The sequence below is a fragment of the Paenibacillus sp. FSL R5-0473 genome (assembly GCF_038004565.1).
Taxonomy (GTDB): Bacteria; Bacillota; Bacilli; order Paenibacillales; family Paenibacillaceae; genus Paenibacillus; species Paenibacillus amylolyticus.
Genome location: NZ_JBBORL010000001.1, coordinates 6,169,884 through 6,194,874 on the forward strand (window position 1 = coordinate 6,169,884; position 24,991 = coordinate 6,194,874).

21 protein-coding genes are annotated in these 24,991 nt (G+C 47.8%); 17 read left to right on the top strand and 4 right to left on the bottom strand.

Translation table 11 applies throughout. The features are described 5' to 3' along the window. Window positions 1–11 precede the first annotated feature (11 nt). A complete protein-coding gene (locus MKY28_RS27130; protein WP_445670936.1) occupies window positions 12–881 on the bottom strand; it encodes an arylamine N-acetyltransferase family protein in 870 nt (289 codons plus the stop codon). 294 nt (window positions 882–1,175) lie between these two features. Here MKY28_RS27130 and greA point away from each other — a divergent pair, with 294 nt between their 5' ends. From greA to rlmN, 3 genes are all read left to right on the top strand, one after another. Then, entirely contained in the window at window positions 1,176–1,652 is a 477-nt protein-coding gene (gene greA / locus MKY28_RS27135) for a transcription elongation factor GreA (protein WP_036612258.1), read from the top strand. A gap of 283 nt (window positions 1,653–1,935) precedes the next feature. Further along, window positions 1,936–3,291, top strand: a complete 1,356-nt coding sequence (locus MKY28_RS27140; protein ID WP_036612255.1) for a sodium-dependent transporter — start codon at window positions 1,936–1,938, stop codon at window positions 3,289–3,291. A 179-nt stretch (window positions 3,292–3,470) separates the two neighbouring features. Then, the gene (gene rlmN / locus MKY28_RS27145; protein WP_340937505.1) at window positions 3,471–4,565 is read left to right on the top strand and encodes a 23S rRNA (adenine(2503)-C(2))-methyltransferase RlmN; all 1,095 of its coding nucleotides are present in this window, start codon (window positions 3,471–3,473) and stop codon (window positions 4,563–4,565) included. Between the two features lie 167 nt (window positions 4,566–4,732). On the opposite strand, the gene MKY28_RS27150 is transcribed toward rlmN, so the two are convergent. Next, on the bottom strand, window positions 4,733–5,173 hold the full coding sequence (locus tag MKY28_RS27150) for a GNAT family N-acetyltransferase (protein ID WP_017691597.1): 441 nt from the start codon (window positions 5,171–5,173) through the stop codon (window positions 4,733–4,735). Between the two features lie 226 nt (window positions 5,174–5,399). On the opposite strand from MKY28_RS27150, the gene MKY28_RS27155 reads away from it, so the two are divergent. The 5 genes from MKY28_RS27155 to MKY28_RS27175 all read left to right on the top strand — a co-directional run bounded on the left by MKY28_RS27155 (window position 5,400) and on the right by MKY28_RS27175 (window position 10,610). Next, a complete protein-coding gene (locus MKY28_RS27155) occupies window positions 5,400–5,840 on the top strand; it encodes a MarR family winged helix-turn-helix transcriptional regulator (protein ID WP_256720070.1) in 441 nt (146 codons plus the stop codon). Window positions 5,841–5,941: 101 nt separating this feature from the next. Continuing rightward, entirely contained in the window at window positions 5,942–7,051 is a 1,110-nt protein-coding gene (locus MKY28_RS27160; RefSeq protein WP_340937506.1) for a glycosyl hydrolase family 8, read from the top strand. A 128-nt stretch (window positions 7,052–7,179) separates the two neighbouring features. Then, window positions 7,180–8,055, top strand: a complete 876-nt coding sequence (locus MKY28_RS27165) for a diguanylate cyclase domain-containing protein (RefSeq protein ID WP_340937507.1) — start codon at window positions 7,180–7,182, stop codon at window positions 8,053–8,055. A 350-nt stretch (window positions 8,056–8,405) separates the two neighbouring features. After that, window positions 8,406–9,701, top strand: coding sequence for a glycosyltransferase family 2 protein (locus MKY28_RS27170; RefSeq protein ID WP_340937508.1), 1,296 nt, complete (start codon window positions 8,406–8,408; stop codon window positions 9,699–9,701). A 153-nt stretch (window positions 9,702–9,854) separates the two neighbouring features. Continuing rightward, window positions 9,855–10,610 (top strand): class I SAM-dependent methyltransferase, encoded by a 756-nt coding sequence (locus MKY28_RS27175; RefSeq protein WP_340937509.1) that lies wholly within the window; start codon window positions 9,855–9,857, stop codon window positions 10,608–10,610. Window positions 10,611–10,755: 145 nt separating this feature from the next. Here the strand turns inward: MKY28_RS27175 and MKY28_RS27180 are convergent, their stop codons facing one another. Together MKY28_RS27180 and MKY28_RS27185 are read right to left on the bottom strand one after the other, a co-directional pair. Further along, window positions 10,756–11,538, bottom strand: coding sequence for an ABC transporter ATP-binding protein (locus MKY28_RS27180; protein WP_340937510.1), 783 nt, complete (start codon window positions 11,536–11,538; stop codon window positions 10,756–10,758). 78 nt (window positions 11,539–11,616) lie between these two features. Continuing rightward, window positions 11,617–12,840: an MFS transporter gene (locus MKY28_RS27185; protein ID WP_340937511.1), complete on the bottom strand. Its 1,224-nt coding sequence runs from the start codon at window positions 12,838–12,840 to the stop codon at window positions 11,617–11,619. 117 nt (window positions 12,841–12,957) lie between these two features. On the opposite strand from MKY28_RS27185, the gene MKY28_RS27190 reads away from it, so the two are divergent. From MKY28_RS27190 to MKY28_RS27230, 9 genes are all read left to right on the top strand, one after another. After that, window positions 12,958–13,761 (top strand): AraC family transcriptional regulator, encoded by an 804-nt coding sequence (locus tag MKY28_RS27190; protein ID WP_340937512.1) that lies wholly within the window; start codon window positions 12,958–12,960, stop codon window positions 13,759–13,761. A 368-nt stretch (window positions 13,762–14,129) separates the two neighbouring features. After that, window positions 14,130–15,035: an ABC transporter permease gene (locus tag MKY28_RS27195; RefSeq protein ID WP_047841090.1), complete on the top strand. Its 906-nt coding sequence runs from the start codon at window positions 14,130–14,132 to the stop codon at window positions 15,033–15,035. A gap of 29 nt (window positions 15,036–15,064) precedes the next feature. Beyond that, a complete protein-coding gene (locus MKY28_RS27200) occupies window positions 15,065–15,946 on the top strand; it encodes a carbohydrate ABC transporter permease (protein WP_036612222.1) in 882 nt (293 codons plus the stop codon). A 68-nt stretch (window positions 15,947–16,014) separates the two neighbouring features. After that, complete coding sequence (locus MKY28_RS27205; RefSeq protein WP_074092752.1) at window positions 16,015–17,610, top strand: extracellular solute-binding protein; 1,596 nt, start codon at window positions 16,015–16,017, stop codon at window positions 17,608–17,610. Between the two features lie 39 nt (window positions 17,611–17,649). Beyond that, window positions 17,650–18,618, top strand: coding sequence for a LacI family DNA-binding transcriptional regulator (locus MKY28_RS27210; protein WP_340937513.1), 969 nt, complete (start codon window positions 17,650–17,652; stop codon window positions 18,616–18,618). Between the two features lie 88 nt (window positions 18,619–18,706). Beyond that, complete coding sequence (locus tag MKY28_RS27215; RefSeq protein ID WP_340937514.1) at window positions 18,707–19,819, top strand: glycoside hydrolase family 88/105 protein; 1,113 nt, start codon at window positions 18,707–18,709, stop codon at window positions 19,817–19,819. Further along, window positions 19,816–20,871 carry a pectinesterase family protein gene (locus tag MKY28_RS27220; RefSeq protein WP_338707332.1) on the top strand — a complete coding sequence of 352 codons (1,056 nt, stop codon included), beginning with the start codon at window positions 19,816–19,818 and terminating at the stop codon, window positions 20,869–20,871. Before MKY28_RS27215 ends, MKY28_RS27220 begins: the two co-directional genes overlap by 4 nt. Window positions 20,872–21,255: 384 nt before the next feature. Further along, on the top strand, window positions 21,256–22,827 hold the full coding sequence (locus MKY28_RS27225) for a chitinase (protein ID WP_340937515.1): 1,572 nt from the start codon (window positions 21,256–21,258) through the stop codon (window positions 22,825–22,827). Beyond that, window positions 22,828–24,927: a glycosyl hydrolase family 18 protein gene (locus MKY28_RS27230; protein WP_340937516.1), complete on the top strand. Its 2,100-nt coding sequence runs from the start codon at window positions 22,828–22,830 to the stop codon at window positions 24,925–24,927. Window positions 24,928–24,991 lie beyond the last annotated feature (64 nt).

A 24,991-nucleotide genomic window follows, 5' to 3' on the forward strand; every position in this document is an offset into this window, starting at 1 on the left:
CATCTTCCTCTTCATGCTTCCTGTACTCGTTTCCATTCTGTATGCGCAGCCTGTATTCGCTCCCACATATCTTGGCATTCCAGTTCGCTGTAATTCACCAAGGGTTCATAGAATATTTCAGTTAATACGTTACGCCACTCGGTATAATTCCGGATCTCCTTTTTAAGGGTTCCTTCCATATCATGTGTTCGAAGCATACATCCACGTAGTTCATGACTGCGGATCTCATTCCGCTGACGAAGCAAAAATACGTTATGCCAAGGTGATTCGACTGCCCGACTGTAGAATTCATGTTTGGGAATGAACTCTTCCAGGCTGGTAATTGCTTCAGGAGCATAGTCCACACCTTCACTTGGCCCATTAGGCTCGTACTCAAGCCGCCATCCCCCAGCCACAACAGATGATGGCATCAATTGGTACGTGAACGGAGCTGAACCATAGGTTCCATAACGAAGTGGCAGAGGTTCAAAGGGCATTCCGCCGAGACCTACATCTACAATCCAGCGTTCAACTGTCGGGTCAGCATCTGGCAGAAGCACAGATAGACCGAGATGGAATGAGTTCACACGGGGTTGTTCCCCATGAGGCTGTACTCCCCCGCGATGCCAATCAACCGTATAACCCAGCGAGCGGAGAAGAACACTAAATGCACCATTTAGATGAAAGCAGTAGCCGCTACGTCCCTGTAATATAAGCTGAATTGAATCTTGAAGACTGATTTCCGCAGGAAGACCTGCAAAAATATCGAGCGTTTGCCAGGATAAATATTGCACATGTGCTCGCTGGAGTTCAAATAAGAATTCCAGTGTAGGTTCCTTTATATCATCTATGCCGATCCGTTTCAGATAGGCCTGTATTTCAGCTGTATTCAATAGTTCAATCATTATTCAGATCACCTCACGTCATATAGTGGGCTGCAGGCGATGGTTATAAACTTCTGCTGCCCTGTGTTCATTGTAAAAGCGAACGGATGAAAACGACATCATCAGTTGTGCAGATTGTAACGGTACAATTATTGAACAAAGCCTTGAAATTCATCTCAAGAGATGGGCATGGTTCTGATTTCATTGAAATACAATATATGGATGAGCTATTTCTTTTTCCGGGGTATGCTAACCCTTTGGAGTGGATATAGGTTAGAATATAGATAGATAGCAGGATTAGGAGATGGAAAAATGGCTAATGATGAAGTGATTTTGACACAGGAAGGCTTGGAAAAGCTGGAGGACGAACTGAAGGATTTGAAGACGGTGAAGCGTAAGGAATTGGCAGCTCGTCTGAAACTTGCGATCAGTTACGGTGACCTGAAGGAAAATAGTGAGTATCATTCAGCCAAAGATGATCAGGCCTTTATGGAGACCCGAATTTTGATTCTGGAGAAGATGCTGACAAAAGCAAGAGTCATCTCTTCAGACAATATAGACTCCAACAAAGTGAGCATTGGATCCACGGTGTTGCTTAATGACATTGAGTTCGCCGAGAAGATTGAATATAAAGTGGTTGGTCCTGCCGAAGCCGATGTTGCGGATAATAAAATTTCGTACGAGAGCCCGCTGGGCAAGGAGATAATGGGCAAAGAAGTGGGCAGCGTCATTCATGTCAATGCTCCGATGGGCGTTATCAAGTACGAGTTACTTCAAATTAAAGTGTAATTCAAAAAGAGAGGTGGTCCGCAGTCATCCAAATGGCTGAGGGGACACCTCTTTTTGATTCTATTGGGCTTTGAACAGTTGGGAATACGGATTTGTTGAAACTTCATACGGTTGGACTAACGGACTTTATCACATACTGTGTTTAAGGAACTTATGAGATGAAGATTTCCGTGTGTTTTATATGTAAAAAAATAACATTTCGACAAATTTCGAATTTCGAATGACCTGACAAGTTGAGTAGTATATAATTACGGGAAAACTTTAAAGTGATGGAGTAGATACGATGAATTTTAGTAAGCCTAATCTAGATCAAGACAACGCTGGCAAAGGAGAACGTTTCTCCCAAGCTGGATTTATCCTGGCGGCCATTGGTAGTTCGGTTGGTCTGGGCAACATGTGGAAATTCCCGTACATTACGGGTGAGAACGGAGGGGCTGCGTTTTTCCTGCTCTTCATCGTTTGTTTGCTGCTGATTGGTCTGCCAGTGCTCCTGGCTGAACTTGCGATTGGTCGCAGTGGCAGAGGTAGTGCAGCTACGGCTTTTATCAAAGCAGGTGGACATAAAGGTTGGCTCGCAGCCGGTTTGCTGCAAGTACTGACGCCTTTTATCATCCTCTCGTTTTATGTCATTATTGCAGGGTGGACCCTCCAATATGCAATTACGTCATTCAGTGGAACACTGTTTAACAATCCGGATTATGCCGGACAGTTCGATTCCTTCATAGGCGGTTATATGCCGATTGTGTGGCAACTGGTCGCGGTCTTAATTACAGGCTGGATTGTAGCCAAAGGGGTATCCAACGGAATCGAGAAATTCAACAAAGTTCTGATTCCAGCTATGCTTGTACTGCTTATTATCCTGATGATTCGTGCAGTTACATTGCCGGGTGCAGGAGCTGGGGTATCCTTCTTCCTGAATCCGGACTTCTCGCAGCTTACAACGGAATCTGCACTGGTGGCGCTTGGGCATGCCTTCTTCTCCCTGTCACTTGGGATGGGTATTCTTGTAACCTACGGTTCGTATGTGGATAAAAATCAATCCCTCGGTGCGGCAACCGTTGCCGTCGGCGCGGGTGACCTGATCTATGCGTTCATTGCGGGTCTGATCATCTTCCCAACAACATTCTCGTTTGGTATTGCACCGGACCAAGGACCTTCACTGATCTTTGTGGCACTTCCGGCGGCCTTCTCGGCGATGCCACTTGGTTTCTTGTTTGGTGGACTGTTCTTCATCCTGCTGGCTATTGCGGCATTAACGTCAGCAGTATCTTTGCTGGAAGTTCCGGTGAAATATTTCATGGAACGTTTGTCCTGGAGCCGCAGTCGTTCGGTGTGGGTTATCTCTCTAGCGGTCTTCATCGTGGGACTTCCTTCGGTATTGTCGCTCGGCTTGCTGCCTGAATGGACGATTGGATCGAAGAGTGTGTTCGACTGGATGGACTTTGTAGCATCCAACATCCTGCTGCCTGTAGGTGGACTGCTTGTAACGATTTTTGCCGGATACTTCTGGAAAACGGCTGCTGAAGCTTCCGGCCTGCGTTCCGGATGGTTCCGGGTATGGCTGTTCATGCTGCGTTACGTGGCTCCGATCCTGGTTCTGCTGGTTCTACTGCACACATCCGGTATCATTCACTTCTAATGGTGAAGGCCCGATAGGGTGAAATATGGTATGTTGTGCAGATTTACCATGGATAAAACCTCTTGGAAGAAATGCAAAAGCCCTTGTTTTCCCTCGTCAATTTTGGGACAATACGGAGTAGAGGTTTTTTGGGTAGGACCGATAAGCCATATGCTTTTTTGCGAAAAGAGGATTATACAATGAACAAGTCATCCATATATGGATTAACATTAGAGCAATTACGTTCCTGGCTGCCGGAGCATGGGCAGAAAAAATCCCGTGCATCCCGGATCTGGGAATGGTTATATCAAGAGCGTGTACACGATTTTCCTGCGATGACCGATGTCCGTCAGGAATGTCTGGACGTTCTTTCCGAGCACTTCACAATGAACTCTCTTAGCGAACATGTGAAGCAGGAATCGGCAGATGGTACCGTGAAGTTTCTGCTTCGGATGCAGGACGGCAACCTGATTGAGACGGTATTGATGCGGCAAAAATACGGACTCACTGTCTGTGTGACCACACAAGTGGGCTGTAACATTGGCTGTAGCTTCTGTGCGAGTGGTCTGATCAAGAAGAGCCGTGACCTGACCGCTGGAGAGATTGTGGAACAGATTATGCATGTGCAGCGACATCTGGATGCAGCGGGTCAAGACGAGCGGGTAACCAACGTGGTTGTCATGGGGATTGGCGAACCATTTGACAACTTCCAACACATGAGTGATTTCATCGAAGTCATCAAGGATCGCAAAGGACTGGCACTTGCCGCCAAACGGATTACTGTGTCCACGAGCGGCCTTCCGGACAAGATCAAGGAATTTGCAGACAGTAGTCTGCAGGTTAACCTGGCGATCTCTCTGCATGCACCGAATAATGAACTGCGTACACACATCATGAAGATCAACCGGGCTTTCCCGATTGAGCAATTGATGGATGCGGTGGATTATTATCTGGCTAAAACGAACAAACGCATCATGTTTGAGTACATCTTGCTACGTGATGTTAACGATCAACGTGAGCATGCCGCGGAGCTCGCTGAACTGTTGTCCAGTCGCAGAAGTATGGTCAGTGTGAATCTGATTCCATACAACCCGGTGGATGAGCACAGTCAGTATCAACGGAGTACAGAAGAGTCGATTCTGGGCTTCTATGATACGCTCAAAAAGAACAACATCAACTCCACTGTACGTATGGAACATGGTACGGATATCGATGCTGCCTGCGGACAGTTGCGTAGTAAACAAATGAAGAACAAAGCTGCCGAATCCGAACCAGGCCGTCTGGCACTGGGATAAGATACAACGCGGAGCTGGCAAGTAAGTTAGGATACTTGGTTGTATAATTAGTGCCTGTACTTTGTACGTGCCACCTACCGTTGTTGAGTTCGCGAATGTGTTGCCTGAATGCAAAACGCCTCTGTAATCACTGAGAAGTGATAACGGAGGCGTTTTTTGGAGTTTCATTATTTCAGTTTTTTGGTCATCAGCAGATGGGGAATGCCGTCTTCCATAAATACTTCCGACGCGGGTGCATATCCGAGACGTTCGTAGAACCCGGAAGCTTGTACCTGTGCGTGCAGCTTGGCTTTCTCAAGACCATCAGCAACAGCCATCTGCTCCAGTTTGTCGATCAGCACACGGCCCAGGCCGTGTTTGCGGTAATCAAGCATGACACAGATCCGTTCCAATTTGGCGACCTGTTCCACAATGCGCAGTCTGGAGGAAGCAGCAGGTACACCGTCTACGTAGAGCAGAATGTGGCGTGCCTCCGCGTCTAATGTATCATAAGCATCGAATTCGTCCGCTGCGGGTACGCCTTGTTCTTCGACGAAAATAGCAGTACGAATGGCGAAGCACGCATCAAGCAGTTCCTGATTATTAACTTCAACAATCGTTGTATTCATGAATGTTTCTCCTTTAGGTGATCGTAATGTTATCCTGACGTGATAAACTGGTACATAACAGGAATATGGAACGATTTTCGTTCCATGTATACGGTTTGAGCTATATGTTTAAAATTGAAGCCAATTCAACTGTAGTTATACCATCAATTATGTTGCGAATGCAACAATTTTATAGGGGCGTGAGTGTGTGTTGACTGAGAAAAAAGAAGTGCTGCGTGAAATTGGTATGATTGCCCGCTGTCTGGATTCAATCAGTAATGTCGAGTTTCAGCATCTGAACCTGTCCCGTGGACAATATCTATATCTGTATCGAATCTGTGAGAATCCGGGCATTATTCCGAATCAGCTTGCTGAACTGATCAAAGTGGATCGCACGACGGCGGCCAGAGCTATTAGCAAACTCGAATCCGATGGATTCATTATTAAACAGCCAGCAATGGGTAATAAGAAGAATAAGGTGTTGTATCCCACCAAAGCTGGGCTTGAAGCATGGGAATTCATTCGTAAAGAGGGCGTGCATTCGGATCAGGTGACTCTGGATGGTCTGACGGAGGAAGAGATCGAGACCGCAGTCATGCTTCTACGTCGAATGCGACATAATATCGAGGTGGACTGGAAATTTGTCAAAAAGGGTGGACGGCGACCCTACATGGATATTTCGGAATGAACAGAGGAACGATTCTTGACCCCTGCATCCCAGACTCTAGCCGAAATTATCCAAAGGAGAAGAATCATTATGCCAGGGAAGCATCAGTACAGGAGGGAGTCATGAAACGGGTAAACCGAAAAAGGCTAACGTGGTGGATCATATTGGCAGTCAGTATCACGGCAGCGTTAATTATTTTTGTGAAGGAGCGGTTTGTGATGAATGAATCATCCCCTACGGTATCCTTTGTTCAAGATCATATGACTAATCCTAATGGTACAATTGCGACCTATTTGCAAGATGCTACCTCAGAGAGAGCGGACATCGTAGCAGGCAGAGAGGCTTTATCTGAATCACTTGGTCTTTGGATGCAATATGCTGTAGCCAAGAATGATCAGGCGTTATTCGAGGAAAGCTATGAACTGCTGACCACCTATTTCCTCATGCCGCAAAAATATATTGCCTGGAAGCTGGATGCCAAAGGTGAATCTCAAGTGACTACCAACGCGCTTGGCGATGATTTTCGAATTGTTGGTGCTTTATTAAAGGCAGCAGATCAATGGAAACAAGGAAGAGAAGCCAAGCTGGAAACGGCTTCGGAAATATCCCGTACACTTTCGCAATCGGTTCAGAATAAAGGATATTATGTTGATTTTCACGATTTTGCGAGTGGTCACTCCACAGATACATTAAGCCTGGTTTATGTTGATCTCCCGTCTCTTCAATTGATGGAAAAACATCAGATGGTGGAACGGGGAACCTATGCCAAGTACGAAGCTTTGCTGAAGAAGATGCCTGACGATGGATTGTTCTATCCGAAGACCTTCGATGTAGTCCGTAAAAAATTTACGTATGATGATACGGTGAATCTGATCGACCAGTTGATCGTGGCGAATCATCTAACCGTGACCGACCGCAAACCGGACAAGCTCATTTCTTTTTTGAAAAAAGAGTTCAACACCCGGCATCAGCTGCCCGGACAGTATAAGCGAGAATCACGCACACCTGCCGTCTCTTATGAATCTTCCTCGGTATATGGCCTTGCCATTTTACTCGCTGTTCGTTCAGGTGATCCAAAATGGGCCAAACAGTTGTATAACCATATGACTACGTTGCGTGGTCAGGACTCTCGTTATCCAGGTGGATATGTATTTGACGGTAACACACATCTGTTTGATAATCTTTTTCCTTTATTGGGAGAAGTTAATTTACAGAAAAATATGAAAAAGTAATGATTTTGTCATTTAATGAATTCTTCAATGTGTTAGCATAGTTTTGTCTAAACATGTCATAAATTGTTGCGATATAAAAGAAGTGAGGTTGAACAAGAGTTCTATAAATTCAACGGAGAGAAGGAACTATGAGGAATAAAGCACCTACCCGCCGTATTGCGTGGGGATATGCCCTTTTAATTGGACTAGCCCTCATGCAGCAACTGATGATTTATCTTAAAGTGTACATGGATCAGAGCTACACTACAGGGGATTTGATTTTTAGTATCGTGTCGCTGAGTGCCTTGGTTTTTGGTCTTTTTCTGCCTGTTGGTGTATCCGTCGTGACGGGGTTTGTATATCTGGTTTCTTATTTTGTGTGGCTTGTTACTTATGCTGATGCAAATGTGCTTGTGTTCTCCTGGTGGTTGCTCATCCCTGCCAACGTTGCCGTGGCTGCGTTCATCAAGGCAAGTCTGCTGCGCAGTGCGCGTGTAGTGGAACGTCTCCAGGATATGCAGGACCGTAACCCGGAAATCGATCTGGATACCACGCTTGGTAATAAGGGAGCGCTGGCAGATACGTTAATCAAACATAGTAACCTTGCTCGTCGGTACTCCGAAAAGTATGGATTCAGCATTGCCATGTTCAAGATTGAATTTTTGCCACTGGTGATGGAATCCCTCGGTTCTGTCCGGTATGCACAGTTCCTGCTTGAAATCTCGGGTATGATTCAGAAGCAGATTCGGTATGAGGACTATAAATTTTTCGTGGATCGTGGGCGATTTGTCATCATATGTCCGATGGTGAATGTGGAATATCTTCCACTTCTTACACAGCGGATCAAAAAAGCCATAATGGATCTTCATATTATTGATAAAAAGGGAAATGAGCTGCAAACGGTGATACGCTCTGGTGCTCTGGTATTCCAAAAGGAGCAATTCAGCAAGTACGAGGACATTGACGCGGTTATTGCCGCCCTTGAACGAAACACAGAGACCGATCTCATCGGTGAGTATATATAAGTTATATAGTTCAACTAATCATTTACACGATAACGGAGGGGACAGAAATAATCTGAAGAAGCGTAGCGTTCGCCTTTATCCCTGGATTTTCCCTTATGAAGAAGGGAATCAAAAAAATCTGGGGATAACAGCGATCGGAAGGTTGTTCTGTCCTCGGAGTGTCAGTGTAAATAATCTTTAGTTGAACTTATATAACGGGAAGGAGAGAGGCGCTGTGGACTATATGTCCTGGTTCATCCCGATCTGTATCGCCGTCAGTTCTTTATTTGCGGTATTCACGATTTGGTTAACAATTGCAACCCTTCGCTTTCGGTCGAAAGTTATTCGCAAGTATGATCGGAGGAAAGTAAGTGGCTGATTTTATATTAATATTATCTATATTTAGTATCTGGATTGCCGTATTCGAGTCGATTGTTATTATGGCAGGTGCGATTCGTTTTATTAATAAACAGGACAAAAAAGGGATTCAGATCCCTGAAGATATGGATCATTATCCAACAGTCACGGTCATGGTACCTGCGCATAACGAGGGTCTGGTCATTGTTGCGACAGTAGAGCACATCCTGCGCCTGAATTATCCGGAGGATAAAGTTCAGGTCATCGTGATCGCGGATAACTGTACAGATGATACCGCAGAGAAGCTGAGATCATTCCTCAGTCAGACCAGTTATATGCATCGCAATGTAACAGTAATGGAGCGTAAAGGAACAGGTGGCAAGTCCGGGGCATTAAATGACGGACTGGACATAGCCACAGGTGATTGGATCTGTATCTTCGATGCAGATGCCGCACCTGAACGGAATGCATTAATGTTTTTGACCCAAAAATCGCTTGAGAATCCTGAACAATATGGCGTGGTTTTTGGCAGAAACAAAGCACGCAACAGAGGTCAGAATTTCCTCTCCAAATGCATCAATCTGGAGATCATTACTTCGCAACGTGTGTATCACACGGGTCTGTGGGAATTGTTCCAGCTTGGTTCCATCCCGGGGACGAATTACATTATCAAAACCGAGTTGATCCGGGAGATTGGCGGCTGGGATGTGACAGCTATTACAGAAGATACGGCGTTATCATTTGAGATTTTGAATCGCGGACAGTTTGTGGCACTTGCGCCGCAAGCGGAAGCTTATCAGCAGGAGCCGGAACAGCTTAGTGTGTACATGAAGCAGCGCGAACGCTGGGCCAAGGGGAACTACCAAGTGGTACTGGATAATATCCATAACCTGTTTAACCGTTCCAGTTGGCGTAATAAGTTGCTAGTCATCTATTATGCCGTCAGTTATTTCTGGTTTATGCTTGCGATCATTGTATCGGATATTATATTTCTCGTGAATCTGGTCTATCAGGTCATTGCCATATTTAAACCAGAGGTAAGTTCACCGTTCCAGTTTGCCGGCGATGCATATGTGTTCCTGGTCATTGGTTGGGCACTCATGTACTTTATTTACGTGTTACAGATCAATTTGGCACTTGCCGCAGATATTGGACAGAGCAATACCCGTAATTTCATCTATGCCTGCGTATCCTATTTCACGTATGCACAGCTGTTCATCCTGATCTCGATCAAGGCTTTCTACTCCTTGATTATGGACAAGATTCGGAAACGCGAAAGCAAATGGTACAAAACAGAACGTTTTGGCTAAGCGACTAAAATTGTAGAAGTGTAAGGCAGAAAGGCTGTTTGCTGGATAACTCCAGACAACAGCCTTTTTGTTATAGCCAGACACATCCATATTCTGTATACTCTTACAGGCTGTAAATAGGAAGTATGCTTATCCGAAATGGAGGGTCACGGAATGAAGGACAGAGGATCGGACTTTTACGATGATGAGGCGAACTTTGAGAAGTATATGGAACGTCGCAAGTGGCAGGAGAATGTCAATGATACATTGGAGAAGCCGGTGATGCTGGAGTTGATTGGAGATGTTGCCGGCAAGAACATACTGGACCTTGGTTGTGGAGATGCAAGGTTCGCCGCAGAATTGCTGAGTCGGGAGCGCGAAGGTGCGACGTATACGGGAATTGAAGGTTCTGTGAATATGATTCAGGCAGCTAACGAATCGGTAAAAGGATTAAATGCCCGGATTGAGCAAGCGTTCATGGAAGACTGGACCTACCCGGCCGGAGCGTACGATCTGGTTATATCAAGACTGGCTGTTCACTATATTGAAGATGTGGAGAGCCTGTTCCGCAACATATACAATACTTTGAAAGAGAACGGGACATTTGTATTCTCTGTAGAACATCCTGTGATCACGTCCACACTGCAACCCTCCGGGACTCGAACGGATTGGGTGGTTGATCAGTATTTTGTAGAAGGATATCGGGAGCAGCAGTGGATGGGCGGTTCTGTGAAAAAGATGCATCGTTCCATTGAATCGTATTTTATGGCATTGCAGCGGGCAGGGTTCCGTGTAGAACATTTGCGCGAGTCAGCACCACAACGTGCTTATTTTGTAAACGAGGAGACCTATCTGCGCAGGCAACGCATTCCACTATTTCTGTTTCTAGGTGTGCGGAAAATAGATGAAACCGTAAAGTTATACTCATAAATTAGAAAGTTCTACACAGAAAACGGTGGATAACACTAGATATAGGAGTGAAAAGCCCGAAATCTATCCACATGTGGATAAGATATTGGGCTTTTACTGTTAAGTTTCTTCACCTATGTTACGTTTGCTGTGTATAACCCCGCAATTATGAATCCGCCGCTGCTCTGACATAGACACGTTCTCCGTGCCGATCAACTTCCACAGGTGCCTCGAAGAAGTTACTCAGCACTTCGGTGTTCATCAGATTGTTAGTTAATCCGCTATGGACTATTTCACCCCGGCGAAGAAGGAGGCTGTGACTAAAGACAGGCAATATTTCCTCGGTATGATGGGTGACATAGATGAGTGACGGGGTATCTGGACGCTGTGATAATTCACGGATGCTATCCAGCAGTCGCTCTCTTGAGAACAGATCCAGTCCATTGCAAGGCTCGTCCAGAATGAGTACGCGCGGATTGGCCATCAGTGCTCGGGCAATGAGAAGTTTCTGTTTCTCGCCTTCAGAGCAGGTACGATATTCGCGATCCCACAGGTGCTGACAACCCAGCGTTTGCATCAATTCCTGTGCCTGATCCAGATCATCATCTGACAGCTTGTCATACAGGCCAATGGTGGCGTGTTTGCCGCTGATCACGACATACTGCGTGCGGTCTGTGCCATGCAATTTCTCTTGCAGAGATGAACTGACCCAGCCAATGGATTTGCGAAGCTGTCTCAGATCCACATCACCATATTCATGGCCTAACACGGATATCTTGCCTTCGGTCGGCCAGAGATATCCGGTGATCATGTTCAGGAGTGTTGTTTTGCCTGAGCCATTCAGGCCAAGCAACGCCCAGTGTTCACCGTCATTCACCTGCCAGCTCACATCGTTCAGCAGGGTAAGGGGTCCCCTTTTCCAAGTGACATGCTGTACATCAATAATCATGCGTTATTCCTCCCTTCTGTTATCCTCGAGTGTCCTAGATGTATTGTAGTCACAAAACGAAAGAGGTTTCAACGGTTATCACGCTGTTCTTGGTTGGTCCTTGCGCAGAAATACAGCACACACACCAAGCAGTGGCAAAAACGAACATAACTTGATAACAAACGAAATGCTGGTCACGTCAATTAAGGAACCTAACACAACTGAGCCAAGCCCAGCCATTCCAAACGACAGGCCAAAAAACAATCCGGATACCGTTCCAATATGACGAGGAAGCAATTCCTGTGCATAAACAATGATGACGCTGAAGCCGGACATCAGGATGAGTCCAATCATCCCGCATAATACCATGGACAAGACGGGGCCCGCATAAGGTAGCATCAGGGAAAACGGTGCAGTGCCTGCAATGGAGAACCAGATCATCGGTTTGCGTCCGTAGCGGTCAGCGAGTGGGCCGCCGAGCAAGGTCCCGACCATACCTGCAAATTGCAGAACAAAAAGACAAATCTGTGCCTGGGAGAGAGGCAAGCCATGTGCATCCGCGTAATAGAAGGCGTAATACCCGGTCATGCCTGCAATATAAACGAATTTGGAGAACAGCAGCAGGATGAGAATTCCCATTGTAAAAGCGATGAATCCCCTGCTCACAGGCCGAGCTGCTGGCCCTGCGCCACTTGATTTTAGAAGGCGTTGCTGACGAATGTGAGTCTCGGCAAGCTTGTCTCTGTACCAACGACTGACAAAAGACTGAATGAAGATGCCGATCAGGGCAAAGCCCATCAGCCATAGAAAACTACGCTGCCCATGTGGCAGCAGGATGAAGGCGACCAGTAATGGAGCAATAGCCTGTCCTGTGTTGCCTCCCACCTGGAAGATCGACTGCGCCATTCCGCGTCCTCGTCCGGCTGCCATATGGGCCACACGTGAGGATTCGGGATGGAGGATGGATGAGCCTATACCAATCAATGCTGCCGAAACAAGCAACATCCATAACTCGGAAGACAAGGCTAAGCCGAGAACACCGATCAGGGAGAATAACATGCCTCCGGGAAGCAGGATCGGCATTGGCTTGCGGTCTGACATATAACCGACCAGTGGCTGAAGGACGGATGCGGTAATATTCAGGGTGAAGGCAATCCAGCCCATCTGGGCGAAACTTAGCTGCATGGTCTGCTGGAATAACGGGAAAGCAGACGGAACCACTGTCTGCATCGCATCATTCAGCAGATGGGCGAAGCTGACTCCGGCAAGTGCCCAATTGGCGGAGGAGTTGATTTGCATTTTGCTTAAAGTGGCCTGAGCCATGGGAGATCACCTCGATTTATTTTTTTCTATGATAAAAGATGGGGGCAGATCATGTCTTTGTGAAAAGTGCTTGGAAAGTGAGCACGATTTGCTATAATGTCAGCAGGTGAGCAAACGATGGAATTAAACATGACGCTAAATGGGTTGGAATTATGGAAAGCTACCGGAGGCTTTGCGAATGAGCCGCATATACATGACGACTGGTATCAGCTAACGCTGCCGGTCAGAGGTCAATGTCATCTGGTACAGGAACGGCATGCATACCCGCTAAAAGCAGGGATAGGGATTATTGCTCATCCCCAGACTGAGCATTATTTTGAGATAGGGTCGGATTCGGCTGTCATTGTGATTAAGTTCCGTAAACCGCCATTAGGCAGTTTCGAAGGTGCGGAGTTAAGTGGGGGGCGAGCTGAGTTTCGACCTACCCAGACATTTGATCCTGCTGAGATCAGCAGTCTGTTTCGAGGCTGGAATTCCATTTTGTTAGATGATGTGCCCGAAATTCTGCAAGTGCAGGAAACAGAAATGGCGATCGAGACGTATCTAAGACGTATGTTGACGGGGCAGGAAAATGGAAAAAGGACTGTAAATCCCGGTACATTCATGGACCCTCATCTCCAACGAGTGCTGGATTACATTCACAGTGCCTATACAGGCCCAATGGATATTGATTCGATGGCGATGGTCGCACATCAGAGCCGGTATCATTTTATGCGTTCTTTCAAGGCTCTTACGGGAACAACACCGTATCAATATCTGCTGAATTTGCGCGTAGAAGAAGCGTCCAGGAGGCTCCGTCATACAACGGATTCAGTGACCACAATCAGTTATGAACTGGGATTTTCCAGCGTCAGTCAGTTTTACAGAGCCTTTCAGCGAGTGTATGTTATGACACCGATGGAATATCGGAATCATGTGTAGATTTTAACGGGCAGTCTCGCATATGCGAGACTGTATTTTAGTACGTTACAGCATGCCACTGATTTTTTTTGTTGCCAAACATTGAAGACTTTGCTAAGATGGGAAAAAGTTTATGTAAGCGTATACATTTAGATTAAAATTACAACGTTGTAATTATAATTATGGCAAGTATTTAAAAGAAAGAAATACGGTGTAAGGAGGACTGTTTCAAATTAGTTATCTCGTTATTACGCAAAATGATATAGGTTGTTACAAAATGTGAATGAGATGAATAACAAATGCGTCAGTGGAATGATAGTTCCTTTTATTCAAAAATTCAAACGTTGTAATTATGTAGCGAAGGGGAGTGTTTCACGTTGAAAAAACGCATGTCCACGCTGTTCAGCCTGATCAGACGGGATAAATATTTGCTACTGATGTTTTCGCCTATCTTTCTGTATTACCTCATCTTCATGTACCTTCCGATGCCTGGCGTGTTGTTGGCATTTCGTAATTTCTTGCCGGGGCAGGGAATGCTCAGCGGGGAGTGGGTGGGACTGCGCTGGTTCGAACAGTTTGTGAATTCCATTTACTTCTGGCGACTGCTGCGTAACACATTTCTGCTCGCCTTCCTGCCACTCCTGTTTGGCTTCTCCATTCCGATTTTATTCGCTGTCTGTATCGTGGAGATCAAGAACCGGACATTCAAGCGATTTGCCCAGACGGTTACGTACCTTCCTCACTTCATCTCCACTGTTGTTGTAGCTGGCATGATTATTAACTTCCTGTCACCAACAGACGGTATTGTGAACACCCTCATCGCGAGTCTTGGCATGGAAAAAGTGAACTTCATGATGGATGCGAGCTGGTTCCGCACCATATTCACGAGTTCCGACATCTGGCAGAGCTTTGGCTTCAGCTCCATCATCTACATTGCAGCCATTATGGGGATCGACCCCGAGATGTATGATTCCGGCAAAATTGATGGCGTCAACAAATTCCAGGAGCTATGGCACCTGACCCTACCCAGTATCAAACCAACCATTGTCATTCTTCTGCTTCTGTCGCTTGGCGGCATTATGAGTGTAGGTTTCGAGAAAGTATATCTGCTCTACAACGGAGCCACCTACGAAACGGCTGATGTCTTGTCCACCTATGTATACCGGATGGGGATTGAGGGCCAGAATTACGGCTTCGCCACAGCGGTCGGCCTGTTCAACTCCATCATCACCTTTATCCTTGTTTTTGCTGCCAATTCCATGACCCGCCGCCTGACCAAGATGTCACTCTGGTAAGACTATAACCCGGACCAAAGGAGACCTGTATGCAAAAATCGAGAAGTGACCGTTTGTTCTACGGATGTGTCTACCTGCTGACCATACTGGCGGTTGTTGTCACGTTGTATCCCTTTCTGTACGTCATTAGTATTTCATTCAGCTCGGTGGATGCCATCGACAAACAAAAAGTTGTATTGTGGCCCGTTGGGTTTACCCTGTCAGGTTACCAAATGGTACTGCAATACAAGGAGTTGTGGGTTTCGTTCTACAACACCCTCTGGTACACCGTGGTAGGCACACTGTTGAACATCGTGGCAACATGTCTTGCGGCGTTTCCATTATCCAGACAGCAGTTTTTCTTACGTCGCAAGCTGAATTTCTTCATCGCCTTCACCATGTATTTCTCGGGTGGACTCATTCCGGTCTACATGCTGATTACCTCGCTTGGGCTGTACAACACTCGCTGGGTTATGGTGCTGCCTGTGCTGGTGATTACGTTTAACGTCATGATCTGCCGCTCAGCTTTCGAAGGTATTCCGAATGAAATTTTCGAAAGTGCCAGTATAGACGGGGCCAACGAGATGACGATGCTTTATCGTTTGGCGGTTCCGATCATTAAGCCAACACTGGCTGTGCTCACGCTGTACTATGCGGTATTCCACTGGAACAACTTTTTCACGGCCCTATTATATCTGGGCAAACAGGATATGCAGCCCTTACAGATGTTCCTGCGAAGAGTGCTGATCATGGCTTCGCCGGAAGTGATGCAGAAGATGGGCGGTACGATGACATCCGGTGCGCTGGCGGTCTCCTCCCTTCAGGTTCGTTATGTATCCATTGTGGTCAGCATTCTGCCTATTGTTACGATCTACCCGTTTATCCAACGGTACTTCGTTAAGGGGATCACCCTCGGAGCCGTGAAAGGATAGCTTTACTTACTTAAGTGTCATGTCATTCAAGGGAGTTCAAAATGGTTCATACCAAGGAGGAATGATGGATGAGATTTAAAGGGGCAGGAAGAAAAAGTGTAATCGCAGCGATACTGGCAATCAGCCTGGCGGGATGTAGCGGCGGAACAGGGGCGGGAACCGATGCGGGGAGCACCCCGTCCAGTTCGGAGCCAGCCTTCAATTATACCGGAGCAGGGCCGGTGACGGATCAACCGGATGCCAAGCTGTCTATTCTCGGCACCAACGCTTGGACGACCAATGTGGACTTGTCCACCGCAGCCATCGTGAAGAAAATTGAGAGCAACGCCGGTGTGACGGTGGATTGGGATCTGATTCCGCCGCAGAATTATGCGGATGCCGTCAATCCGAGGCTGGCTGCTGGTACCGGCTTGCCCGATATCGTGTACCTGCCGGATCAGGATCAGCTGATGAAGTACATTAACAGCGGTCTATTCATTCCGATTAATGAACTGGTAGAGAAATACGGCGTGAATCTCAAAAAAATATATGAAAAGTCGCCTTCGGTTAAAGCCAGTTTAACAACGCCAGATGGTAAAATGTATTATATCCCGCAGCAGACGTTAACCCGCAACTACATGCCGGTATTTATGGTCAATGTGCGCTGGCTTGATAAGCTGGGATTAAGCGAGCCGACCACGCTGGATGAATTCACGGCGATGCTGCGCAAATTCAAGACAGATGACCCGAACGGCAACGGAAAAGCCGATGAGATTCCGCTGTCCATGGAAGCAAAATTTGTGTCAATGGCCTTTGGCCCGGCATTTGGTCTCGACCTGTCCAACCAGTTCTACGCAGATGATCAGGGCAAAGTACATTTCAGCTATTATGAGCCTACCTATAAGGAGTACTTGACCTATCTGAACGGACTGTACAAGGAAGGTCTGCTTGGGGTGGATTATGCGAGTACCACGAGTGATCAGGTCACGTCGCGCATCTCTCAGGATGTGACGGGAGCAACGTTTAATTTTAGCTGGTATATGTCGATGGTCTACAGTCCGTTGTTCAAGGATTACAATCCGGAAGAGCCTATCATCAAAGGCATTTTACCACTGAAAGGACCGCATGGGGATCAGTTCTATGTAGGACGTACACCAGTGAGTGGCATCTTTGGCATTACACGTGATAGTAAAAATCCCGAACTTGCTTTCCGTTTCCTGGACTATGCCGTAAGTGAGGAAGCACAGACGTATTATACGTGGGGCATCAAGGATGACACGTATACGGAAGAGAATGGCGTGAAGACATTCACGGACAAAGGCAAGGACAATGAATACATTCAGAAGCTCGGCATTGGTCCGGTGAATCTGCCGAACATCCAATCCACTGATTCTGCTGATTCCGTCGTAGCCCCTTGGCATGCGAAGATGGATAAAGAACTGGAGCCGTATGTGCGCGAACCGTTCCCGTTTGTCTATGCCCTGCCCGATGAAGCGAGTGTGGAAAGCATGGCGATGCCTGACATCACCACATATGTGGAAGAGATGAACTTTAAGTTTATTAGCGGGGACGCCAGTCTGGACCAGTTTGACAGTTATATTGAGACGTTGAAGAAGATGAATATAGAGCAGGTTATTGCGGGCAGACAGGCACAATATGATCGTTATAAATCTGCACAGAAATAAGAAATAGGGCTTCAGGCGTATGAGAGGTGTTGATTGATTTTGATAACCATTAAAGACATTGCTAAACTGGCGGGGGTGAGCTATAGCACGGTATCAAAGGCGCTGAATGATGATCCCCGAATCAAACCGGCAACAAAGCAGAAGGTGCTTGCAGTCGCAGAGAAACATCAATATCGGAAAAACATGCTGGCCCGGCAGCTCTCCACAGGCAGAAGCAACATCATCGGTTTTGTGCTGGATGAGCTGAGCAATCCGTTATTCTCGAACATCTCCGGCCGTCTGCACACCGAGCTGAAGAAGCGGGGATATCAGATGATCTTGGTTGTGGCGGATGATGGAGTGGATGTCTTCAGCCAGCTGCGCGTGGACGGATGTATTCTGTGGGACTATGCACTGGACAATCGGGAGATGTTCTGGAAAAAGTTTGCAACACTCAACATGCCATGTTTTGTGCTGGGTACAGATGAAGCGCCGAACTCTCCTTACATCAAGATTGATCGCAAAGAAGGGCTGTTCAAAGCAGTGGAGCATCTGAAATCGCTGGGCCACAGCCGAATCGGATTCATCGGCAACTCCCAGAATATTAAACTGGAGGGATACCGGGAAGCGTTGCAGCGTACGGGTCTGGATTTTAACGAAGACCATGTGCTGCCAGCGCATTCCTCTTGGGAAGACGGGTATTTTGCCATACGTAATCATGCGTTTGGGGCGGATTCGCCGACAGCTTTTATTGGACTGAACAACCTGGTCACCCGAGGTGCACTCCGGGCTTTACTTGAGGCAGGTTACAGTGTTCCACGCGATATCTCGTTAATCGGGTATGATGATCTGCCGGATATGCAATATGCCGAGGTGGCCTTGACTACAATTGGCCCGCCTCTGGATGAACTGGCCGTGCAGGCAGCAGAGTTGATTGTCTCGTTGATCCGTGATGAACAGGTCGATGTTCCGGTAGTCATTCAGCCTAAGCTGAACCTTCGCAATTCAACGGCAATGTGCCGGCAATAAGGACAGCAACCTTTGAAGAGTGAAGCGGTTATCCGTTAGTCATACATGTATGTATTAGGTAAGTACAACATTCAAGGAGGAATTGCTTATGCAGGTACAGACACAGTTATCCTGGTCTGAGCGAATTGCAGCAACGATCATCCAGCAATGTGACGGGGACGGTTATCATGCGTTCCCTTCGGGACGATGGGCATACGTGGAAGGCATGACCTTGATGGCAATGGCACGAACCGGGCAGTATTATGGCAAACAAGAGTATGTTGATTTTATGAAAAAACATATGGACCTATATATCCAGCCGGACGGCTCTATTGGCACCTATACTTTGGAAGAATATAATCTGGATCAGATTAATCAGGGGAAAAACCTGTTTGCCTTACTGGATGGTGCTGAAGATCAGCGTTACGTAGAAGCGGCTCATCTCTTGGCAGCACAGCTCGCAGGGCAACCCCGCACGTCGGAGGGCGGTTTCTGGCACAAAAAAATCTATCCATTCCAGATGTGGCTGGACGGCCTGTATATGTCCTCTCCCTTTTTGTCCGAGTATGCCAAGACATTTCATCGCCCCGAGTTATGGGATGAAGTGGCACATCAGATTTTGCTGATCGAACGCCAGACCCGTGATCCGCGGACCGGGCTGCTCTATCATGGCTGGGATGAATCGAAGGAGCAGGTCTGGGCAGATTCATCGACAGGGTGCTCACCACACTTCTGGAGCCGGGCGATGGGCTGGTATGCCATGGCGATTGTAGACAGCGTGGAGCATTTCCCCGTGAATCATCCAAAGCGCGGAACCATCATCGGCATCTTCGAACGGATGTGTCATGCTCTGGTACGCGTGCAGGAGCAGGAGAGCGGGTTATGGTTCCAGGTGCTGGATCAGGGCTTCCGCAAAGGCAACTATCTGGAAGCATCCGGGTCAAGCATGTTTGTATATGCACTTGCGAAGGGTGTGCGACTAAGGTATCTGGAGCCGCATTTCAGAGCTGCGGCGGAGAAGGGATGGCAGGGACTGTCCTCCAGATTGGTGGAGGAGACGGCTGACGGCGTTCGGTTAAACGGGATCTGTCATGGCGCAGGACTAAGCCTGGATCGGGATGGCTCGTACAACTACTATGTAACCGAAGCGGTTGTAAGCGATTCCTTTATGGGTGTGGCTCCGCTTCTGCTGGCAGCACTGGAAATGGAGCGACTGCCATGACGCAGCAGAGATTGCCAAATACAGCATTGGAATCATCAGCTCCCTGTCTGACTGTTGCTTCAGATGGGACAGGGGATTATGTGACGATTCAGGCCGCAGTTGATGCGCTGCCGGAGAATGGCATCGGAATCGTTCCAATTCGAGTGAAGGCTGGTGTCTATCATGAGAAGCTGCATATGGAGAAGCCGGGCATCCACCTGATTGGTGAGGGGGCGGAGCAGACGATCATTACGTATGATGATCATGCACTCAAGAAGTTTCCGGACGGGTCGCCATATCATACGTTTCATTCCTATACGGCTTTCGTTGGTGCCGATGATTTCACGGCAGAGGGGATTTCCTTCGTAAATGCTGCCGGGCCGGGCAAGCAGGTTGGTCAGGCCCTGGCCGTTTATGTGGATGGAGACCGGGCGGTCTTTCGCCGCTGTCGTTTGATCGGTCACCAGGATACGATCTTCACCGGCCCGCTGCCGGAGCAGCCCATGGATCGCAGTTATTTTGGCGGGCCACGCGATGGTGCCGAGCGGCGCAAACTGCGGCAGTATTTCGAGGACTGTTACATCGAAGGTGATATCGATTTTATTTTTGGTTCGGCTACGGTGGTGTTTAAGGGCTGCGAGATCTTTACGAAGAATCGCCTGACTGAAGCGGAGGCTACGGATGGACAAGTGAACGGTTGGATTACCGCAGCCTCTACGCCGGAGGATGTGCGTTACGGCTATGTGTTTCTGGACTGTGATCTGACCAGCAATGCTCCTCCGCAGTCGGTGTATCTGGGCAGACCGTGGCGTCATCATGCCAAAGTCTGTTTTCTGAACTGCTGGATCGGCGCTCATGTGAAGCGGGAGGGATGGCACAACTGGAACAAGACAGATGCAGAGCAGACCGTTCAGTATGCTGAATATAACAGCGCCGGACCTGGTGCCGGAAGTGCTGCTGATCGTGTGCCTTGGGCCAAAATACTGACCGAACAGGAAGCGGCCGAGTACACTGTACCTCTGATTCTGTCCGGCGTGGATGGATGGCAGCCTTTGGAAAGGAGAGGGGAGTAGCGGCAGTAAGATACGCCCTCTTCTCTGCGAAATATCTAACACAGGTTTTCTTTCAAGTCTCCTAAGGAGTTGAAAGAAAACCTTTTTTGTGCGCTATATTACATTTTTCGCCCCCAATAGAACTATTTTATCCCTTATCTCTTTTGCATTTTACTGATTAAATACAGGGTGAGGATCTGTAAATTCCCTGTAAAATTTGGGTGGTACCTGCAAAAAAAGAACACGAGAGGGAAGGTCCATTTTGGTAAGGGAAGGGAGTGAAGTGACAAGCAACATCAGATGGCTGAATGAGGTTGGCTCTAATCGATCACAGATCAGATGCAGGTGGAAAATTGAAGTTTTGTTTGCAAGGTGAACGTATCCTTAGTACAGGAGGGATTTTGCTTGAATCAAGCTGTTCGATTCCGCCCGGTCATTACATTTGCTTTGGCATTTCTTCTACTTATTTCGTGGTTTGCACCGAGAGCCGATGCCGCCGCCCAGTGGCAGGCAGGCACCGCATACAAGAAAGGAGACCTCGTAACATATCAAAATAAAGATTATGAGTGTATTCAGGCCCATACGGCGTTGACCGGATGGGAGCCCTCTGTTGTGCCCGCGTTGTGGAAATACGTCGGGGAAGGTTCGGGAGGGGAAACGCCAACGCCAGATACGGCACCACCTTCTGTTCCTACGGGTCTGACTTCATCCTCCATCACGAACACCTCCGTGAGTCTTTCCTGGAATGCATCCACGGATAATGTGGGCGTAGCGGGGTATGAGGTGTACCGAAACGGCGTCCTTGTGACAAGTACTTCAACTACAACGGCTGTAGTCACGGGACTGACAGCTAGCACGACTTATGCTTTTACGGTAAAAGCCAAAGATGCCGCAGGCAATATATCCACTGCGAGCAACTCCCTCAGTGTGACAACTTCCAATGGATCATCCAATCCGGGGCCAACCGGCGGCAAATGGCTGATCGGCTACTGGCATAACTTCGATAATGGTTCAACGAATATCAGACTTCGTAACGTATCAACCGCCTATGACGTCATTAATGTCTCCTTTGCCGAACCGATTTCACATGGCAGCGGAACACTTGCTTTTACTCCATACAATGCGACGGTAGCCGAATTCAAATCCGATATTGCCTATCTTCAAAGCCAGGGGAAAAAAGTACTTCTTTCCATGGGGGGAGCCAACGGTACCATTGAGCTTACCGACGCAACCAAGAGACAGCAGTTCGAAGATTCGTTAAAATCAATCATTTCCACGTATGGTTTCAATGGTCTAGATATCGATCTGGAAGGAAGCTCCCTGTCTCTGAATGCAGGGGATACCGATTTCCGTAGTCCAACTACACCGAAAATTGTTAACCTCATCCAAGGTGTGAAAGCGGTTAAGTCACACTTCGGCGCCAATTTCATCCTGACGGCTGCGCCGGAGACGGCCTATGTACAGGGTGGATATCTGAGCTACGGCGGCCCTTGGGGAGCTTACCTGCCAGTCATCCATGCCTTGCGTAATGACCTGACCCTGCTTCATGTGCAGCACTATAACACGGGCTCCATGGTGGGGCTGGATGGGCGCTCTTACGCCCAAGGAACAGCTGATTTCCATGTGGCCATGGCGGAGATGTTGCTTCAAGGCTTTCATGTAGGCGGCAGCACAGGCCCTTTCTTTAGTCCCTTACGACCAGATCAGATTGCCATCGGTGTACCGGCTTCCCAGCAGGCTGCTGGAGGTGGTTATACAACGCCAGCCGAGCTGCAAAAGGCACTGAATTACCTAATCAAAGGTGTGTCATACGGCGGTTCCTATACCTTGCTCCAGCCTGCGGGCTATGCGGGGATAAAAGGGATTATGACCTGGTCAATCAACTGGGACGCATATACGAATAATCAGTTTTCGAGCGCACATCGTCCGTTCCTGAACGGGCTGAGTACGCAAACGACAAAGGAGGTTGTGTATTAGATGATACATTTTAATAAACACACTGCTTTTAAGAAGACTGCAACATTTTTACTGGGTCTATCCCTGCTCTTATCCGTCATTATTCCTTCTTTTGTGCTCCAACCCGCTACGGCAGCAGCTGCAGATTCTTATAAAATTGTTGGTTACTACCCGTCCTGGGCTGCGTATGGGAGAAACTATAATGTAACGGACATCGACCCAACCAAAGTCACGCATATCAACTATGCGTTTGCCGATATTTGCTGGAACGGTATTCATGGAAATCCAGACCCTTCAGGCCCTAACCCGGTGACCTGGACGTGTCAGAATGAGAAGAGCCAGACGATCAATGTACCAAATGGAACGATCGTGCTTGGCGATCCATGGATTGATACCGGCAAGACATTTGCAGGGGATACGTGGGATCAGCCCATTGCAGGCAATATCAATCAGCTTAACAAGCTGAAGCAGATCAATCCTAATCTGAAGACAATCATCTCCGTGGGAGGATGGACATGGTCCAACCGCTTCTCTGATGTAGCTGCGACTGCTGCAACGCGAGAGGTATTTGCAAACTCTGCCGTCGACTTCCTGCGGAAATACAATTTTGACGGAGTAGATCTGGACTGGGAGTATCCGGTATCAGGCGGACTTGATGGTAACAGCAAACGTCCTGAGGATAAGCAAAATTACACACTGCTTCTGAGCAAAATCCGTGAGAAGCTGGATGCTGCCGGAGCTGTGGACGGCAAGAAGTATCTGCTTACGATTGCAAGCGGTGCATCGACGACCTATGCTGCGAATACTGAGCTTGCCAATATAGCTGCCATCGTCGACTGGATTAATATTATGACATACGATTTTAACGGGGCTTGGCAAAAAGTCAGCGCGCATAACGCGCCGTTGAACTATGACCCTGCGGCTTCGGCTGCTGGGGTGCCGGATGCCAATACATTTAATGTGGCTGCCGGAGCACAAGGGCATTTGAATGCAGGCGTACCAGCCGCTAAACTTGTGCTTGGTGTTCCGTTCTATGGCCGCGGCTGGGATGGATGCGCACAGGCGGGCAATGGTCAGTATCAGACCTGCACGGGAGGTTCTTCCGTTGGAACATGGGAAGCAGGCTCCTTTGATTTTTATGATCTGGAGACCAACTACATTAACAAAAACGGGTACACGCGTTACTGGAATGACACGGCCAAGGTGCCATATCTCTATAATGCGACCAACAAGCGATTTATTAGCTATGACGATGCGGAGTCTATTGGATATAAAACCGCTTATATCAAGAGCAAGGGACTCGGCGGAGCGATGTTCTGGGAACTTAGCGGTGACCGGAACAAAACACTTCAAAATAAACTGAAAGCCGATCTGCCTACCGGAGGTACAGTGCCTCCAGCAGATTCGACGGCGCCAAGCGTACCCGGTAATGCCCGTTCGACAGGCGTGACGGCAAACTCGGTAACGCTGGCCTGGAATGCTTCAACGGACAGTGTAGGGGTTACCGGTTATAACGTCTATAACGGCAATAATCTTGCAACATCCGTCACCGGAACGACAGCAACGATCAATGGACTTACCGCAGGTACTTCTTATACCTTTACGATCAAAGCAAAAGATGCGGCAGGCAATCTGTCTGCAGCCAGTAATGTTGTAACCGTGAGCACTACGACTCAGCCGGGAGGTGATACGCAAGCGCCAACTGCACCGACGAACCTGGCATCAACGGCGCAAACAACATCCAGCATAACGCTGAGCTGGGCGGCATCCACGGATAACGTGGGTGTAACGGGTTATGATGTGTACAACGGAACGGCTCTGGCGACATCCGTGACCGGAACGACAGCAACGATCAGCGGGCTTGCAGCGGATACCTCGTATACATTTACGGTAAAAGCAAAGGATGCGGCGGGGAATGGTTCTGCTGCGAGCAATGCGGTGACTGTGAAAACGGCAGCAGGAACGACAAATCCGGGCGTTTCCGTCTGGCAGGCGAATACAGCCTATACTGTAGGACAGCTGGTCACCTATAGCAACAAGACGTATAAATGTTTGCAGTCCCACACATCCTTGTCTGGGTGGGAACCATCAAATGTCCCTGCATTGTGGCAGGTTCAATAGTTAAAAAATGGGTTACAACATTTTGAATTGAAACGTGCAGTTTTAGCGAGGCTTGGCTATAGGG